The 17375-nt window shown below is 66.6% G+C and carries 12 protein-coding genes; 9 read left to right on the top strand and 3 right to left on the bottom strand.

Annotated features, from left to right (window positions below; translation table 11 throughout):
- Positions 1–52 precede the first annotated feature (52 nt).
- Together murJ and ABFP37_RS07980 are read right to left on the bottom strand one after the other, a co-directional pair.
- The gene (murJ, locus tag ABFP37_RS07985) at positions 53–2200 is read right to left on the bottom strand and encodes a murein biosynthesis integral membrane protein MurJ (RefSeq protein ID WP_347033202.1); all 2148 of its coding nucleotides are present in this window, start codon (positions 2198–2200) and stop codon (positions 53–55) included.
- A gap of 71 nt (positions 2201–2271) precedes the next feature.
- Positions 2272–2772, bottom strand: a complete 501-nt coding sequence (locus ABFP37_RS07980; RefSeq protein ID WP_078028417.1) for an NUDIX hydrolase — start codon at positions 2770–2772, stop codon at positions 2272–2274.
- A 196-nt stretch (positions 2773–2968) separates the two neighbouring features.
- Here ABFP37_RS07980 and ABFP37_RS07975 point away from each other — a divergent pair, with 196 nt between their 5' ends.
- The 3 genes from ABFP37_RS07975 to ABFP37_RS07965 all read left to right on the top strand — a co-directional run bounded on the left by ABFP37_RS07975 (position 2969) and on the right by ABFP37_RS07965 (position 5917).
- Positions 2969–4504, top strand: a complete 1536-nt coding sequence (locus ABFP37_RS07975; protein ID WP_078028416.1) for a CCA tRNA nucleotidyltransferase — start codon at positions 2969–2971, stop codon at positions 4502–4504.
- Positions 4505–5086: a histidine phosphatase family protein gene (locus ABFP37_RS07970; protein ID WP_347033201.1), complete on the top strand. Its 582-nt coding sequence runs from the start codon at positions 4505–4507 to the stop codon at positions 5084–5086.
- A gap of 606 nt (positions 5087–5692) precedes the next feature.
- Entirely contained in the window at positions 5693–5917 is a 225-nt protein-coding gene (locus ABFP37_RS07965; protein ID WP_347033200.1) for a hypothetical protein, read from the top strand.
- 106 nt (positions 5918–6023) lie between these two features.
- On the opposite strand, the gene ABFP37_RS07960 is transcribed toward ABFP37_RS07965, so the two are convergent.
- A complete protein-coding gene (locus ABFP37_RS07960; protein WP_347033199.1) occupies positions 6024–7439 on the bottom strand; it encodes a glycosyltransferase family 39 protein in 1416 nt (471 codons plus the stop codon).
- A 228-nt stretch (positions 7440–7667) separates the two neighbouring features.
- Between ABFP37_RS07960 and ABFP37_RS07955 the strand changes: the two genes are divergently transcribed.
- The 6 genes from ABFP37_RS07955 (at position 7668) to ABFP37_RS07930 (ending at position 17248) form a co-directional block, all read left to right on the top strand.
- Positions 7668–9137, top strand: coding sequence for a glycosyltransferase 87 family protein (locus ABFP37_RS07955; RefSeq protein ID WP_347033198.1), 1470 nt, complete (start codon positions 7668–7670; stop codon positions 9135–9137).
- Positions 9130–10569 (top strand): NAD(P)/FAD-dependent oxidoreductase, encoded by a 1440-nt coding sequence (locus ABFP37_RS07950; RefSeq protein WP_347033197.1) that lies wholly within the window; start codon positions 9130–9132, stop codon positions 10567–10569. The genes ABFP37_RS07955 and ABFP37_RS07950 overlap by 8 nt, the downstream gene beginning before the upstream one ends.
- 77 nt (positions 10570–10646) lie before the next feature.
- On the top strand, positions 10647–12644 hold the full coding sequence (locus ABFP37_RS07945; RefSeq protein ID WP_347033196.1) for a penicillin-binding transpeptidase domain-containing protein: 1998 nt from the start codon (positions 10647–10649) through the stop codon (positions 12642–12644).
- 69 nt (positions 12645–12713) lie between these two features.
- Positions 12714–14396 carry an ATP-binding cassette domain-containing protein gene (locus tag ABFP37_RS07940; protein ID WP_347033195.1) on the top strand — a complete coding sequence of 561 codons (1683 nt, stop codon included), beginning with the start codon at positions 12714–12716 and terminating at the stop codon, positions 14394–14396.
- A 46-nt stretch (positions 14397–14442) separates the two neighbouring features.
- Entirely contained in the window at positions 14443–15639 is a 1197-nt protein-coding gene (locus ABFP37_RS07935) for an MFS transporter (RefSeq protein ID WP_347033194.1), read from the top strand.
- Positions 15640–15745: 106 nt separating this feature from the next.
- Positions 15746–17248 carry a phosphatase PAP2 family protein gene (locus ABFP37_RS07930; protein WP_347033193.1) on the top strand — a complete coding sequence of 501 codons (1503 nt, stop codon included), beginning with the start codon at positions 15746–15748 and terminating at the stop codon, positions 17246–17248.
- The last annotated feature ends 127 nt before the right edge of the window (positions 17249–17375 follow it).

Raw genomic sequence — 17375 nt, 5'->3', positions numbered from 1 at the left:
CCGATGCGGTGCAACGGCCGAGGGAGACAGGGCTGGACAAGTCCCCCTGCCGTTACTTTTTCTTCTTCCGCCTGTGCTTGAAATATGGGTTCTGGCCGGGTGTTCCCTGGAATGTCCGGCGTCCGGGGAGCGGGATCTGTTCCCGCAGGGCGTTCCCGCGGGCGGTGCTGGGCACGTCCTCTTCCGGCAAGTAGGAGGCGGGCTCGTCCGCGGACCTGCCGTCGTGTGCTGGTTCCGGTTCCGGCTGGGGAGCCGGCCCGGCGCGGAAGGAAGCCGCATCGAATTCGCCGGAAATTCTTGGGATCAGGCCGGTGTCCACGGAGATCGTGGCGCGCTCCGGCCTCGGACGCCTTACAGCAGACGCGGCTGCACCGCCCGCCGAGTCCGCACCAGCGGGCCCCGCGTCAGCGGATGCCGTGGCAGCCGCCTGCGCACCGCCGCCGCGGCCCAGGCGTCCCAGCAGAGGCCGCAAAAGATCACGCAGTTCGGTGACGCGGAACAGCTTCAGCAGGAGCAGATAAACGGTCAGCATGATGGGCCCGACGACGACGATGGTCACCAGTGCGGCCGGGCGGCTGCTCCAGGCGAAGCCAACGGGACTGTAGCTGCCCAGCAGCCACAGGGCGCCTACGCCGGCCACAGCCGAACCGAGGGCGGCGTAGCCCATGCGGATGTACGAGTTGGCGATCCGGGGTCCGTCGAGATGCCCCAGGAGCCGGCGCAGGAAGAACGCGCTCACGATCACGGACAGGATGTTGCCTGCCGTGTAAAGGATGGCGATGGCAAAAATGATCTGGTTGTACGGCAGGAACTGGATGAAAAATGCCGCCACAACATTGACCAGCGCGAGGACCAGCTGGATGTAGAACGGAGTCCGGGCATCCTCGTTCGCGTAGAAGACACGGGACATCATGAAGTTCGCGCTCATGAACGGCGTGCTCAGCGCCAGGATGGTGAGGGTCTGCGCCAGCAGGACACCGTCGGTGGAGTGTCCGCCGGAGAAAAACATGCCCAGCGGACCCGCCAGGGCGAACAGCGCCAAGGCCCCGAAAACGGTCGCCACGGCCATGGTCCGCAGGCCGTGCGACAGGGCATCGCGCAGTTCGTCGCGGTTCCCGTCCTGGGAGGCCCGGGTCATGCGGTTGAACAGCACGGTGGCCAGGGAGAGCGCGATGATCGAGTGCGGCAGCAGGTACAGCTGGCTGGCCACCTCGAGCACGGCGTTGCCGGGCAGCATCGCGGCGCCACCGTTGTCCCCCGCCTTCTGGAGCCGAAGCCGCTCGGTACCGGGAATGGTGGCGATGCGCATGACGTAAAGGAACGCCAACTGCCCGACGGCGGCCGTCAGGAGCGTCCAGACGCTTAGTCTTGCGGCGTGGCCGAGCCCCACTCCGCGCCAGCCGAACCGTGGGCGGAGCCCCAGCTTCAGCCGGAACACCGGGACCAGCAGGATGGCGGTCTGGGCAATCACGCCGATCGTGGAGAACCCGGCGACGAAGAACGTTTGGGAGTCGCCCCAGTTGTCCAGCGAATGCGTATTGGTCACGTTGGCGCCGAAAATCCAGATGAACATGCCGAGGCCGGCGATGGCCACGATGTTGTTCATTATGGGCGCCCACATGGCGGGCCCAAAGGCGCCATTGGCATTGAGGACCTGGGTCAGCAGGGCATACAGGCCGTAGAAGAAGATCTGCGGCAGGCACCAGAAGGCGAAGGCAACGGCCAGCGACTTCTGCTGCGGCGAGTAGCCCTGGGTGGTCAGCTCGATGACCGAGGGGGCCAGCAGCGTGACCAGCAGCGTCAGGGACAACAGCACAAGGACGGCCAGCGTGAGCAGCCTGCTGATGTAGTCCGCTCCCCTGTCAGGAGCCTTGCTGGCTTTGATGATCTGCGGGACCAGCACAGCGTTGAACACGCCGCCGGCAACGAGTAGGAAGATCAGGTTAGGCAGGTTGTTGGCGTTGATGAACGTGTCATTGACCGTGGAGCCCAGGCCGAGGGCGGCACCGAGCATCCACGTCTTGCCGAACCCCAGGATCCGGGAGACCAGGGTGCCGGCGGCCATGACGGCGCTGGAGCGGGCCTCGCCGGACTGCGCCGCTCCGGACTGCGAAGGGCCGGACTCGCCGGAGGGCACCACACCGGAGGGTGTTTCGCCCTGCCGCGCGGAATGCTCGGAAGATGGATTGGCTGCTGACATCGTCTTCATCGTCTCACCCGCGTACGCCGAACGCCGTAATCTTCGGGGCGCCGGTACGTGGCCTTGGCCGTTCAGAGGTGCTCGGGCAGGACTTCGCGGGCGAGGTCCGCGATGCGGCGCTCGTTGGGGAAGGAGAGTTTGCGGGCAAGCTCGTGAATGGGAATCCAGGCAACATCCACCGCTTCTTTGTCAGGATCGTTCTCGATGGTGAGCTCGCCGCCCGTCGCCTGCAACAGGTAGTGGTGCACGGTCTTGTGCACGCGGTGCCCGCTGACGGTGAACCAGTAATCGATGCTTCCCAGCGGGGCCAGGATCTTGCCGTCGATGCCGGTCTCTTCGGCGATCTCGCGGACAGCAGCTTCCTCGTTGTTTTCCCGGCCTTCGGGATGCCCCTTCGGCAGGCACCATTCAAGGCGTCCGCCCCTATTAAGGCGGGCGATGATCGCCACCCTCAATTCGCCGTCGGACGTGTCCACCACGACGCCACCGGCGGAGATTTCCTCAACGGTGGGAAGGGAGGCCGGCGCCGAGTGCGGGGCGGGCGCGACGTGGGCACCTATTGCCGATGGCAACGGTGGGTTCGTCCTCCTGCCGGGAGCGCTCGGTACGGGATGGGCCATGAAGTCCACTCTAACGACTCTTGCCCCTTGGTGATGACCGGAACATGACTTCCAAGTGGACTGCATGTGACGGACTTTCCCGCCGACGTCCCTCAATGACCGCCATTTGGTGTGGTTGGGGATGGTTTTCTGACAAGCTTAAGTAACTATGGCGCACGCACATCAAAAGACTGATCTCCACACCGTCGACTTCCAGGTGGACCCGGTGGTCCTGGAGCTCGGGCAGCGGTTCGTGGACGCCGGCCATGAGCTGTCACTCGTCGGCGGACCCGTCCGCGACCTCTTCCTGGGCCGCACGTCCCCGGACCTTGATTTCACCACCGACGCCACCCCGGACCAGACTGTCGCGCTGATCAAGAAATGGGCGGACAACTTCTGGGAGATCGGGCGCGCCTTCGGAACGATCGGCATGCGCAAGGCCGGCTTCCAGATCGAGATCACCACCTACCGCGCCGAGGCCTACGATCCGGAGTCCCGCAAGCCCGTAGTCGCCTTCGGGTCCTCGCTCACCGATGACCTGCTGCGCCGCGACTTTACGATCAACGCCATGGCGCTGCGGTTGCCGTCGATGGAGCTCATCGATCCCTTCGGCGGCGTCCGCGACCTCCACGCCTCGGTGCTGGCCACGCCCGGCGCCCCCGAGGCGTCCTTTTCCGACGATCCCCTGCGCATGATGCGCGCTGCACGCTTCGCCTCCCAGTTGGGCGTGGCCGTTCATGACGACGTCCGGGTTGCCATGACCCAGATGGCGGAACGCATCAGCATCATTTCCTCCGAGCGGGTGCGCGAAGAACTCGTCAAGCTCATCTGCGGCAGGCACCCGCGCGTGGGCGTGGACCTGCTGGTGGACACCGGCCTGGCCGAGTTCGTGCTCCCCGAAGTGTCCGCGCTGCGCCTTGAATCCGACGAACACCACCGCCACAAGGACGTGTACCAGCACTCCCTCCAGGTACTGGAGCAGGCGGCATCCCTTGAGACGGACGACGACGGCGCGGTGCCCGGCCCGGACTTCATCCTGCGGTTCGCCGCATTGATGCACGACGTCGGCAAGCCGGCTACGCGCCGTTTCGAACCGGGCGGCGCCGTGAGCTTCCGGCATCACGACATGGTGGGGGCCAAACTCACTGCGAAGCGGATGAAGACCCTCCGCTTCGACAATGACACCATCAAGGCGGTCGCACGCCTCGTGGAACTCCATATGCGCTTCTACGGCTATGGCGAGGCCGGCTGGACCGACTCTGCCGTCCGCCGCTACATCACCGACGCCGGCCCCCTGCTGGAGCGCCTGCACCGCCTGACCCGGTCGGACGTCACCACGCGCAACCAGCGCAAGGCCGAGCGGCTGTCCTTCGCCTACGACGATCTCGAAGCACGGATCGAGGCTCTGCGCGAGCAGGAATCCCTGGAAGCTGTACGGCCGGACCTGAACGGCGCCCAGATCATGGCCCTGCTGGGGCTCAAGCCCGGACCTGTTGTGGGAAGGGCGTACAAGTACCTGCTGGAGGAACGGATGGAGCACGGCCCGCTGGATGCGGCAGTCGCCGAGTCCCGGCTGCGCGCCTGGTGGGCCCAGCAGCCCGAATCAGCCCCCGAAGCACCGGAGCCCGCCGCTCCGAGCGCCACGGCGCCGGACCCCGCCAAGTCTCCCGCCGCCGTCGAACCTTTCCCAACCGAGGAGTCCTAAGTGAACGCCGCCAACATCGCCCGTCCCCAGCTCTGGATACTGCGGCACGGTGAAACCGAATGGTCCAAGAGCGGCCAGTACACCGGGCTGACTGACCTTCCCCTGACGGTGGAGGGCGAACAGCAGGCAGTCGAGGCACGGAAGATTCTGGACAGCGTGGACTTCGACCTCGTGCTGACGTCACCGCTGCGCCGTGCACGCCGTACCGCGGAACTCGCCGGCTTCCCCGATGCCGTCCACGAGCCGCTGGCCGTCGAATGGGACTACGGCGACTACGAAGGCATCAGCTCGGACCTGATCCGGAAGGACAACCCGGAGTACCTGATTTGGACGCACGGCGTTCCGAACGGCGAGAAGCTGAGCGACGTGGCGGCCCGGGCCGACAAAATCGTGGCGCGCGTCACGGAGTCCGGCCTGGACAATGTCCTGATCGTGGCCCACGGCCACTTCTCGAGGATCCTCACCGCACGGTGGCTTGAACTCGCCCCGGAAGAGGGCAGGCACTTCATTCTTGGCACCGCGAAAGTGTGCACGCTCGGTTGGGACAAACGGACGCCTGCCATTGTCCGCTGGGGCCTCTAAGAAATAGATTCCTGATGAATCTCCAATTCGTTTAGGGATTAAGTAGTCAAGGACGCCATTCTTGGTGTAATTTTATTTCTGATCCCAGTGCGGCTTGCCAGGGTCACGGCGCGCGTTGTCCGGCCAGTCAGCTGGTGCAACGGCAGAGCAGAAAAGGAGGTTGGGAAAATGATTGCTTTGACTAGCGGATGGAAGTTGACCATCACCGCGTTCCCGGCCTTCGTTGCTGGCCCGCGCCCTCTTCACGGACCCGCCCACTCCTGATCCTCACGCACCTGGTGCCTGCACCAGGGAGGCGCTAGCAGGAACCTAATCCCCCTTCCTGGGGGATTTCCGGGCCACGGCGGTCTGATGTAGCGGAACCCCGCGGTTGCGCAGCACCCCCATAATTCGGAACCCTGCTTCTTGTTGGGATCTGCGGCGTTACCGCTTCGGGGGCCATTTACCGCTTTTGCGGAATTCTCTTTCAATGCACCGGGCATTCCTGTGCCCATTCCTGGCCATTCTTTGAAGAATTCAAGTGGCCTTAATTGCCATGCCCGAATTTACCGATCCCTGTCCATCGGTAAACCCGCCTCATTTCAGCCCGAAGCCCAAGGATCCGACATGACACCCAGCAGTACCACCGTCGTCGTCGCCGCCGACGCCGCCAGCCGCCCCACCAGCCCACAACGAAAGGAGGTGAACGCCATGCTCCGCAGGCTCAAGGAAGTACTTTCCCTCCGGAACTCAGGACTGAACCAGCAGCCCCGGTTCAACGACCGGCTGCTAGACCAGAACCGGGAAGACGTCTACGTATTAATGCACCAGCAAATGAGCAGCATGCGCTGACGCCGCGTCCACCAATTTCCTGCCCAGCAAGGAGGAACTGATGGATTGCTTTGGCCATCACGCTCCGCAGGGAGCCCGCGCGGCTACGCGCGGGCTCTCGCCGCGTTTACGGGCATTTGTAGGATACGAGAAGCAGCCGCTCGGAGAGGCGCCGTTCGCCTTCCTTGCAGCCTGCGGCCGCGAACACGGATAGGTCCGCGTGGTCATCTCCCCCGGCGCCCACGAACCAAACCTGGCCACGGCCGACCAACTGCTGCCGGGACACCGGAACGTTGGTTCCCCAGAGGGTGCCGGATGCCGCCGGGGCCGAATCCAGCGAAAGATCGCGCACGTCCGCGAACGCTTCCGGATACGCCAGGGCGGCGTCCCTTTGCTCCGGCCGTTGGTACACGACGCTGGCGGGATGCCCGGACTCCGCCGCAATGATCGCGGCGATGTGCCGCTCGGTGTCACCGGGCTCATTGATGAAGCTCTTCAGTGTCGCCTGCGGCACGAGGCTCGCTCCGATGACCACGGCCGCTGTGATGGGGAGCAGCCGGATGCGGCGCTGCCGCAGTTTGTCCAGCTGGCGCAGCCTTTCCAGTCCGAGGCCGACAAGCAGAGCAAACGCCGGCGCCGTGAAGGTCAGGTACCGGGCCACATAGACGGGTTGGGCGAGGACGCTGATGACAAGAAGCCCGCCCATGGGGATGACAACGCCGCTCAGGCAAACCACGGCCAAGGTGCGCAGATCCGCGGACCTCGCGGCGTATGCCACCCCGACCGCAATGAGGGCCAGCTGCGTAATGGCCAGAACGACGACGACCGCCAACACCCACTGCGGCGGCAGGTTTCCTGTGGGCCTGTCGTCGCCGTAGAAATACTGCTTGACGGCAGCGACGGTGAGGTTCTGGATCAGGGAACGGTCCTGAATCCACGCCACCTGCGCCGTCTGTTTCATGGCTGCCAACAGGAACGGCAGAACCACCGCCGCCGCGATCCCCGAGGTAAGGAGCGTGGCGAGAACGCGCCTCCGCAACACCAAGGCTGCGACAGCATGGGCAACGATAGCCAGGGCGAAAAACATGAAGACGAAGACGCCGAGCGAGGCGCACGCTCCGTAGAGGACCCAGTCGAGGACGCGGTTGGACTCCCAGGCGCGTACCAGCAGCAGGGTCAGACAGACGGCAATCAACGCAGAGACGGCGTATTGCCGGGCTTCCGTGCCGGCCCACACCATGCGCGGAAGTACCGCGAGCACGAGTCCGGCCGCGATGCCGATGGCGTTCGAACCGACCCTTCGGCCGATGAGTACAGTGCCACCGCAGGCCAAACCGGCAGCCATCGCCGACGGAACACGGAGCGCAACCTCGGAAGTTCCGAAGACGGACGTCCACAGATGCATGAAGAAGTAGTAGGCCCCATGAACGGCGTCCACCGATTGCAGCAGCGTCCACAGTTCGGCCGGTGACCGGTCAGCGGCCGAGATGGTTGCGATTTCGTCATTCCAGAACGACGGAATCCACGATCCGGTGAAGGCCACCAGGAACCCCAGGACCGCGATGGATGCCGGTGCGATTTTGGGATTTAGCGACCCGGAAGATTGCCGCCCGCGCCGTGGAAGGTCGCGAAAGATTTGGCGTGAAATGACGAGTCCCCCTGTGAGCAAGCCGGTGCGTTGAGCCTATACGGGCGCTGTTCAAGTCCATAACCGGTTCCGCCGGCTTGGTGCGTCAGGGTGCCCGGCACGTCCACCGGTAAGCTCAAACACATGCAGGAGACACAGACGCCGCCCCATCGAAAGCGGGCGCGCCTCGTCGTGCCGAGCCGTAGCGACCGGTTCCTCAGGAACTTCACCGAACTGATCGGCGGGCCCATGGGCCACCGATCTGCCCCCGGAATAGTCTCCCCCGGTTTCTTCACGGTGGAGCGCGTGCTCATCATCCTCACCGTCCTGGCCGCCCTGCTGGGAATCGTCATCAAGGACTACTGCCGGGTGAACGGATGGGAGACGCCGTCCCAGTTCTACTCCACGTGCTATTCCGACTTTCCGGAACTGTTCCGCAACCGCGGGATCGGCGATGGGGCGTTCCCCTTCGTTACTCCGGGGACGTTGTTTGAATACCCCGTGCTAATGGGGATCATCGCCGGGATCACGGCCCTGCTGGTCCCGGGCCAGGGCGTCACCGATGCCCGGATCCTCGGATACTTCGACGTCAATGCCACCCTGATCACTGCTGTCTGGATCGTCACGGTCCTGGCAACCGCGCGGATGACCCGGAAGCGTCCCTGGGATGCGGCGATGGTGGCACTGGCGCCGGGAATCGTCCTCGCCGGCGTGATCAATTGGGACATGTGGGCCGTGGCCCTGCTGGCACTCGGCATGTATTTCTTTTCAAGGGAGCGGCTGGTCCTCGCCGGGATCCTGATCGGCTTGGGGACGGCCACGAAGCTCTATCCCGTCCTCGTCTTCGGCGCGATCTTCCTGTTGGCCCTGCGTACCGGAAAAATCCGCGCCTTCCTGGTCACGGCAGCGGCCGCCGCCGTTGCCTGGCTGGCTGTGAACCTGCCCGTTGCGGTACGGGACCCCGCCGGCTGGAAGTATTTTTTCGAGTTCACCCAGGAGCGCCCCGCCGGGTTCAGCTCGCCGTGGTTCGCCTACAACCTGGTGGCTGAGCGCGTCCGGTGGACACCCCTGACACCCGAAGCGATCAACACGCTGGCCCTGAACGTATTCCTTGTGGCTTGCGTCCTCATTGCTGTCCTGGCCCTGGCCGCCCCCCGGCGCCCGCGCCTGGCGCAGCTGGCCTTCCTGATCGTTGCGGCTTTCATCCTGACCAACAAGGTGTACTCCCCGCAGTTCGTGATCTGGCTGGTCCCCCTGCTGGCGCTTGCGCGGCCGAAGTGGCGCGACTTCCTGATCTGGCAGGGCATCGAAGGGCTGCACTGGGCTGCGATCTGGATGTATCTTGGCCAAGTGACCAGCGGTGGCGTTTCACAGCACAACATCGACATGCCCTACTACGTCCTGGCCGTGGCGGCACATATGCTCGCTACTGCATATTTCATGGCGCGCGTTGCCTGGGACATCTGGGACCCGCGTTACGATCCCATCCGCCGGCACTTCATGGACGATCCGCACGGCGGGCCGTTCAACAATGCTTCCGACTGGATCCGGGTGGATCTGGTGCGCCCGTCGGCGTCCCTGGTGCCCTGGCGGGCAGGCCTCCGCGATGGCTGACGTCGCCGTTGTCGGCTCTGGCCCCAACGGGCTCGCCGCAGCCGTGGTGATGGCCAGGGCGGGGCTCAAGGTGCACGTCCATGAGGCAGCCCAGGACATTGGCGGCGGAACCCGGACCTCCGAAGTCATTGAGGAGGGCCACTGGCATGACGTGTGTTCGGCCGTTCATCCCATGGCACTGGCCTCGCCGTTTTTCCGGGCCTTCGAGCTGCAGCGCCGGATCGAACTAAAGCTTCCCGCCGTGCAGTTCGGTTCGCCGCTGGACCGCGGCCGGTCAGCACTGGCATACCGGTCCCTGGACCGGACGGCTGACGAACTGGGGCGTGACGGCCATGCCTACCGGAGGCTCATTGCTCCTCTCGTGCAGCACCTCGACGGCATCGTGGAAACAGCGTCGGATCAGCTCCTGCGGGCTCCAAGTCATCCGCTGGCCGCCGCGATCATGGGCCTCCGAACGCTGGAACAGGGCTCCCCGCTGTGGAATTTCCGATTTCGGGAAGACCGGGCACCGGCCCTGCTCACAGGCGTGGCCGCCCACGCCGTGTCCCGGCTGCCTTCTCCCGCGTCGGCCGGCGCGGGCCTCCTGCTCAATTCGCTGGCCCATGCCCAGGGCTGGCCCATACCCGTGGGCGGGTCGTCGGCGATTGCGGCTGCCTTGGCCGCGGACATCGAGGCTCACGGGGGCGTGATTGAAACGGATTCCTTGGTTTCAACGCTCTCGGAGCTGGAGCCCGCCAAGGCCGTCCTGTTGGACGTGGCGCCGCCTGCCCTGGCGCGCATCGCCGGGGCGCGGCTGCCGGCGGGATACCTTCGCTCGCTGGAGGATTTCCGCTTCGGCAATGGCGCGTGCAAGGTGGACTTCATCCTCTCCGGGCCGGTGCCGTGGGCCGGGCCCGGCCTGGATGATGCCGGCACGGTCCACGTCGGTGGCACGCGTGCGGAGATAGCCCAGGCCGAGGCGGACGTTGCCCAGGGGAAGCACCCGGAACGGCCGTATGTCCTGGTGTCGCAGCCGTCCCTGGTCGATTCCGGCAGGGCGCCGGCCGGCCGGCACATCCTGTGGAGCTACTGCCACGTTCCGGCCGGGTCCACCGTGGACATGGGGCAAGCGGTCATGGACCAGCTGGAACGCTTCGCACCCGGATTCCGGGACGTCGTGGTCAGGTACAAGGTGACAACGGCGGCGGAGCTGGCGGCCTACAACCAAAACTACGTCGGCGGGGACTTCAGCGCCGGGCTGCTGGACATCCGCGGGCTGCTGCAGCGCCCGGTGGCTTCCCCCGTCCCGTGGCGCACACCTGCCCGCGGCGTTTACCTGTGTTCGTCCTCCACGCCCCCCGGGCCAGGCGTGACGGGCATGCCCGGCTTCCACGCGGCGAAGTATGCACTAAAGGACATATTCGGACTGGCTATGCCGCGTTTGGGCCTCTGAGCCGCCGCCCGTCCGCGTTCGCGCCCGGGGCGGGTCGTGTGACCGGCACTGGCCCCGGAAAGGGGCATAATAGCGCGGTGGGGAACTCTAAAAAACTTTCACTTGCCCTTATTGGTCTCATTTTCGGCGCCTCCCTGGTGGCGTGCGACGACGGCCGCGGCGGAGCCGACGCCGCGGCCAAGCAGCTTGCCTCGGCGGTGGCAGGGCTGGACCTCCGTCCCGTGGCGTTCGACGGCCGTGATTCCGGGGTTGCGAACGACCAGCTGCAGCAGGTCTTCAAGGCCCTCGCGCCTGAGAAGCCGTCCGTGGAAGCCGGACAGCTGCAGCTCGACGGCGACACGGCCCGCGTTCCGCTCAACTACAGCTGGAAGATCGCAACCGGCGAGTGGAAGTACACCGTTTCCGCTGACCTCCGGAAATCGGGAGATAAGTGGCTGACAGTCTGGTCTCCCGGCATGCTGGTGCCCGACCTTGCCGAGGGCGAGATCCTGAGCAAGGCCACGCAGACCCCGCAGCGCGCCGATATTCTGGGCGCGCAGGACACCCAGCTGGTCACCTACCGTCCCGTGGTCAACGTCGGCATCGACAAGCCGCAGCTTGGCACGGCCGATGCCGCCGATGCCGCCACCAAGCTGGCCAAGCTGGTGGGCGTTGATCCGGACGCCTATGTGCAGCAGGTGGAGGCGTCCGGAGCAGAGGCCTTCGTTCCGGCCATCACCCTCCGGGATACCAGCGGCCGCACCGTTACTGATGCGCAGATCGAAGCCATTCCGGGTGGCCGGGCCGTCAAGGACAAGTTGCCCCTCGCTCCCACGCGGAACTTTGCCCGCGCCGTGCTCGGCACCGTGGGCGAGGCCAGCGCGGAGCAGATCGAAAAGTCCGACGGCGCCCTGACCGCCGGCGACGTCACCGGGACCGGCGGCCTGCAGCAGCAGTACGACGCCCAGCTCCGGGGCAAGGACGGCATTGCGGTCCGGGTGCAGCGCGCGGACCTCACCAAAGAAGAAATCCAGGCCGCCCAGACGGATCCGAGGCGGACGGTGTTCGAGATCCAGGCCACCGCGGGCACGCCGCTGAAGACCACGCTCGACCTCAAGCTGCAGCAACTCGCCGAGGACACCCTCGCCGACATCAAGCCTGCCTCCGCGATCGTGGCGCTCCGGCCGTCCACCGGAGCCGTGCTGAGCGCGGCTTCGGGACCCGGAAGCAACGGCTACAACACGGCCATGCTGGGCCAGTATGCGCCGGGGTCCACGTTCAAGGTGGTGGATTCGCTGGCCATGCTCCGCAACGGGTTCACCCCGGATTCAAAGGTGGAATGCACGCCCACCCTCACCGTTGACGGGCGGAAGTTCAAGAACGCGGAGGGCTATCCCGCCGATTCGCTCGGTTCCGTCACCCTGCGTGATGCGTTTGCGCACTCCTGCAATACGGCCTTCATCTCGGTGCGGGAAAAGGTGTCGCAGGCGCAGCTCGAGTCGGCAGCGACGTCGCTCGGAGTGGCCGTTGAGGCGCCGAAGCTGGGTGCGGAGGCCTTCCTTGGCTCCGTCCCGGGCGAGGCCGAGGGCACCGACCACGCCGCGGCCATGATCGGGCAGGGAAGGGTCCTGATGTCGCCGCTCGCCGCGGCCATCATGGCCGGATCCGTCGCGAAGGGCTCGCCGGTCTCGCCCGTGCTGGTCCAGGAAGCCGCCCCGGGCGCGTCACCCGCGGCAAGCGGAGCGGCGGGCACGCAGCCCGCGGAAGGTGCGTCGCCGTCGTCGACCGTCACCGCCGAAGCACCGGCCAAGTCCGCCGAGACGCCCATCACCAAGGCGGAGGCCGCCTCGCTGGCCGACATGATGCGCGCAGTGGTGACGTCCGGCCACGCTGGCTTCCTGGCCGAGGTGCCGGGCGAGCCTGTGGGGGCCAAGACCGGCACCGCGGAGTTCGGAAATGCCAACCCGCCCAAGACCCACGCCTGGATCATCGCCGTGCACGGCGATCTGGCTGTGGCCGTCTTCGTGGAAGACGGCGGCCTCGGCGCCACAACGTCCGGGCCGCTCCTGAAGAAGTTCCTGACAGCTGCTGGCTGACGGAGCGTTTTGGGCCCCGGCTGACCGGGCGGGCGGGGCCCGGGCAGGCGCCGTGGGAAGATGGACGGCGTGGCCCATATTGACGTTTCCGGCATTGACTACTTCCTCTCCGACGGCACCCAGCTGCTGAACGGGGTGACATTCAAAGTCCCGGACGGCACCAAGACGGCGCTCATCGGGCCCAACGGCACCGGCAAGACCACGCTGTTCCGGATCATCGCCGGCGACCTCACGCCTGACGAGGGTGTCATTGGCCGCTCCGGGAACATGGGCATCATGCGCCAGTTCGTCGGCCAGGTGCGGGACGATTCCACCGTCAAGGACCTCCTGGTGTCCGCCGCCCCTCCCGGGCTTGCCGCCGCCGCCCGCGCCGTCGACGACGCGGAACTCGCCATGATGGAGGACGACGACGAACCCACCCAGATGGCCTACGCCCAGGCGATCGTGGACTGGGGAGATGCCGGCGGCTACGACGTTGAGACGGTCTGGGACGAAGTCTGCATGGCCGCGCTGGGACTGCCGTTTGACCGCGCGCAGCACCGCCCGGCGTCGAGCCTTTCCGGCGGCGAGCAGAAGCGCCTGGTGCTGGAGGCACTCTTCGCCGGCCCCGACGAGCTGCTCCTGCTGGACGAACCGGACAACTACCTGGACGTCCCGGGCAAGCGCTGGCTGGAAGGCAAGCTCAACGAGTCAAAGAAGACTGTCTTCTTCATCAGCCACGACCGCGAGCTCCTGAACAACGCCGCGGGCCGCATCGTCACCCTCGAGCCGGGCATCAACGGAGCCGGCGCCTGGGTCCACGGCGGCGGCTTCGGCTCCTACGTGGAGGCCCGGGCGGACCGCAACGCCCGCTTCGAGGAGCTGCGCAAACGCTGGGACGAGGAGCACGTGAAGCTCAAGGAACTCGTCAACATGTACAAGAACAAGGCGGCGTTCCGTTCCGACATGGCCAACCGGTACCACGCCGCCCAGACCCGCCTGGCCAAGTTCCTGGAAATCGGGCCCCCGGAGGCGCTGCCCATCGAGCAGAACGTGCGGATGAGGCTCAAGGGCGGCCGCACGGCCAAGCGCGCCGTGGTGGCGGAAAAGCTTGAGCTGACCGGCCTGATGAAGCCGTTCTCCACCGAAATCTGGTTCGGCGACCGCGTGGGCGTGCTGGGTTCCAACGGCTCCGGGAAGTCCCACTTCCTGCGCCTGCTCGCCACCGGAGGCACCGATCCGGAACGCGAGCACCTGCCGGTGTCCGACGTCGAAATCGCCGAAGTGCCGCACGAGGGGACCGTGAAACTCGGCGCCCGTATCCGCCCCGGCTTCTTTGCCCAGACCCACGTCCGCCCGGACCTGCTGAACCGTACCCTGCTGGATATCCTGCACCGCGGCGACGAGCATCGCTCCGGCCTGGGCCGCGAGGCCGCGGCTGGTGCGCTGGACGGCTACGGGCTCGCGGGGCAGTCGGAGCAGAAGTACGAATCCCTGTCCGGCGGCCAGCAGGCCCGCTTCCAGATCCTGCTGCTGCAGCTGTCCGGAGCCACCCTGCTGCTCCTGGACGAGCCGACGGACAACCTGGACCTGCACTCGGCCGAGGCGCTGGAGCGGGCGATTGACCACTTTGAGGGAACCGTCCTGGCGGTGACGCACGACCGCTGGTTTGCCCGGACCTTCGACCGCTTCCTGGTGTTTGGCTCCGACGGCAGGGTGTACGAGTCCGCCGAGCCGGTCTGGGACGAGAAGCGCGTGGAACGCGCCCGGTAAACCGGGCGCTGCGGCCCCGCCGGCGGGGCATCGATAGAGTTGTCGGATGACGTCCACCCAGCAGCTCGCCGACCGCCAGGTATCCGCCGCAGCGGTGGCAACCTTCATCATTTTCGGCGCCAACGGCCTCGTGTTTGCCAGCTGGGCCGCCCGGATTCCGGCTGTCACGGAGATCCTGCACATATCCTCCGGCCAGATGGGGACGCTCCTGCTGTGCACTGCAGTGGGTTCACTGATCGCCCTGCCCACCGCCGGTCTGGTGATCAACCGGATCGGCACCGCCAACAGCGTCCGTGCGGGCGGTTTCCTGGCCGCGCTGGCTGGGGTGGGTATCGCGGTATCGCTGCTCGCGGAGTCCGTTCCGGGCACGGCGGTGGCCCTTTTCTTTTTCGGCATGGGCGTCGGGCTGTGGGATGTGTCCCAGAACGTTGAAGGGGCCGACGTCGAGCACAGGCTCCGCCGGACCGTCATGCCCAAGTTCCATGCGGCGTTCAGCGGCGGGGCCTTTGTGGGTGCGCTCATCGGGGCCGGACTGTCCGGCATCGGCGTGGGTCTGCCCCAGCACCTGATGGTCATCGCCGCCGCCGTGGCCGTGCTGACCTTCGTCACGCCCCGGTACTTCCTGCCGCATGCCATTCCCGACCAGCCTGCCGACGGTGAGCCCAAGCCCGCCCGCGGCCCGTCCGCCTGGCGCGACGGCCGCACGCTCCTGATCGGCGTAGTGGTGCTTGGCGCGACGCTGACCGAAGGCGCAGGCAATGACTGGATCGCCAAGGCGGCGGTGGACGGACTCGGAACCTCCGAATCCACCGGTGCCCTGCTCTTCGCACTGTTTGTCCTGGCCATGACCGCGATGCGCTTCTTTGGCGGCACGTCCATCGACAGGTACGGGCGGGTGGCCGTGCTGCGTGCCAGCATGGCCGCAGCCGCGGCCGGTCTGGGCCTGTTCGTCTTCGCGGGCAACATCTGGCTGGCGGCCGTCGGAGCGGCGCTGTGGGGAGTGGGGGCCGCCCTCGCGTTCCCGATGGGAATGTCCGCCGCGGCCGACGACCCCAAGCACGCGGCCGCAAGGGTCTCGGTGGTCTCCACCATCGGCTACGTGGCGTTCCTGGCCGGGCCCCCGCTGCTCGGCTACCTTGGCGACCTCACGGGGATTCACTTGGCACTCCTCGCGATCGGGGTGCCCATCCTGGTTGCCCTGCTGCTTGCCGGCGCCGCCAAGCCGCTGTCCGCCAGGCGGTGACGCGGCCGGCGGTGACCCGCCGATAGCGGGTTCGGACCGCACGCCTCCCCTCCGGCAGCCACTGAACCTCCGTGCCCGGCGGGCTACCCGGCGGTAGGGTGGGGCAATGCGAAGAATGCTGCGAAGGGGACCTGGCTGGGTGGCCGGACTGGACCGAACGCTGATGCGGGCGGTGTCGGCCTTTCCCGGCGGGCACCACGACACCTTCTTCCGCAGGCTCTCCGCCGCAGCCAACAATGGCAAGCTCTGGTTCGGCGTAGCCGCCGTGGCAGCTGCTATTCCCGGACGCACCAGGCGCGCCGCGGTTCATGGCCTGCTAGCCCAGGGCGTTGCCTCCGCCGTGACCAACCTCGTTTTCAAAACCGTGCTGCCCCGCAGGAGGCCGCTGCCGGAGCACCTGCCCGTGTTCCGCTTTGTGAACCCGCAGCCCACCAGTTCATCGATGCCGTCCGGCCATTCAGCCTCGGCCATTGCCTTCGCCCTCGGCGCGGGCTTCGTGCAGCCGGTCCTGGGTGCGGCGGTGGCGCCGGTGGCGGCCGGAGTTGCCTACTCCAGGGTGCATACCGGCGCGCACTGGCCGTCCGATGTCCTCTTCGGTTCGGCGATTGGAGCAGCGTCAGCCTTCGTGACGAGGAAATGGTGGCCCGTCCGGCCGCCGTTTCCACCCACGACGCGCTGCGAGGTGGAGGCGGCGGCAGTCCCCCGCGGCGAAGGCCTCAGTATCGCCGTGAACACATTGGGCGGGTCGTTCACCGAGGAAACTTCGGCAGCGTTGCTGGAAGTATTCCCGCAAGCGCATATAACGACCATTGCGCCGGACCAGAACGTCGCCGCCCTGATGGAGGCTGCGGCGACCAGGCCCGGCACCCGTGCGCTGGGCGTGTGGGGAGGTGACGGAACGGTGGGCACTGCGGCTGCGGCCGCCGTCGCCCACGACCTTCCCCTGCTGGTGCTGGCGGGCGGAACACTCAACCATTTCGCCCGCGATGCCGGGACCCCCACGCTCACCGAAGCGGTGTCGGCCGCAGCGAAGGGCGAGGCGGCACTGGCTGACGTTGGCGCGGTTGCGGTGGAGCGGGGGCTCGCCGATGACCCGGAAAACGTGGAGCTCATCATGCTCAATACCGCCAGCATCGGGTTGTACCCCAACCTCGTGCGGCGCCGCGAGCACCTCCAGCCCGCCCTCGGCAAACCCCTGGCCGGGGTGGTGGCGATGTTCCGCACGTTCGCGTTGGAGAAGCCCACCACGCTCACGGTGGACGGCGTACGCCACAAGCTGTGGATCATGTACCTTGGCCGGGGCCGCTACTACCCCCGTGACCACGCCCCGCTGGTCCGTCCCGTGCTGGACGACGGCGTCCTGGACGTCAGGATGATCACCGCCGACGAATCCTTCGCCCGCCTCCGCCTGCTCTGGTCTGTGCTGACCGGCACCGTGGCAACGTCCAAAATCACCCATTTGGCCGAGGCCACGCGGGTACGGATTGAGTCCGATTCGGGCCCGCTGGTGCTCGCTGTGGACGGCGAAGCCATGCCGGGGGTACGCGCCGCGGAATTCACGCTCAAGCGCGGCGCGCTCCGCTACTACTCTCCGCACAGCGACGGCTGACCTCCGCCCCCTCATCCGATCGGATGAGGGGGGCTACCCTGATTCGCCCCTGAATCATCCCTGAGACCGGCGAATTCGGCTGTCCGCGTCGGTAGCGTGGAACGTGCACACCAGACAGCATCCCGCA

Origin of the sequence: Burkholderia sp. RS01 (assembly GCF_039748055.1) — a bacterium.
In the GTDB taxonomy this organism is placed as follows: Bacteria; Actinomycetota; Actinomycetes; order Actinomycetales; family Micrococcaceae; genus Arthrobacter.
This window is presented reverse-complemented; position numbering and strand designations above follow the sequence as displayed.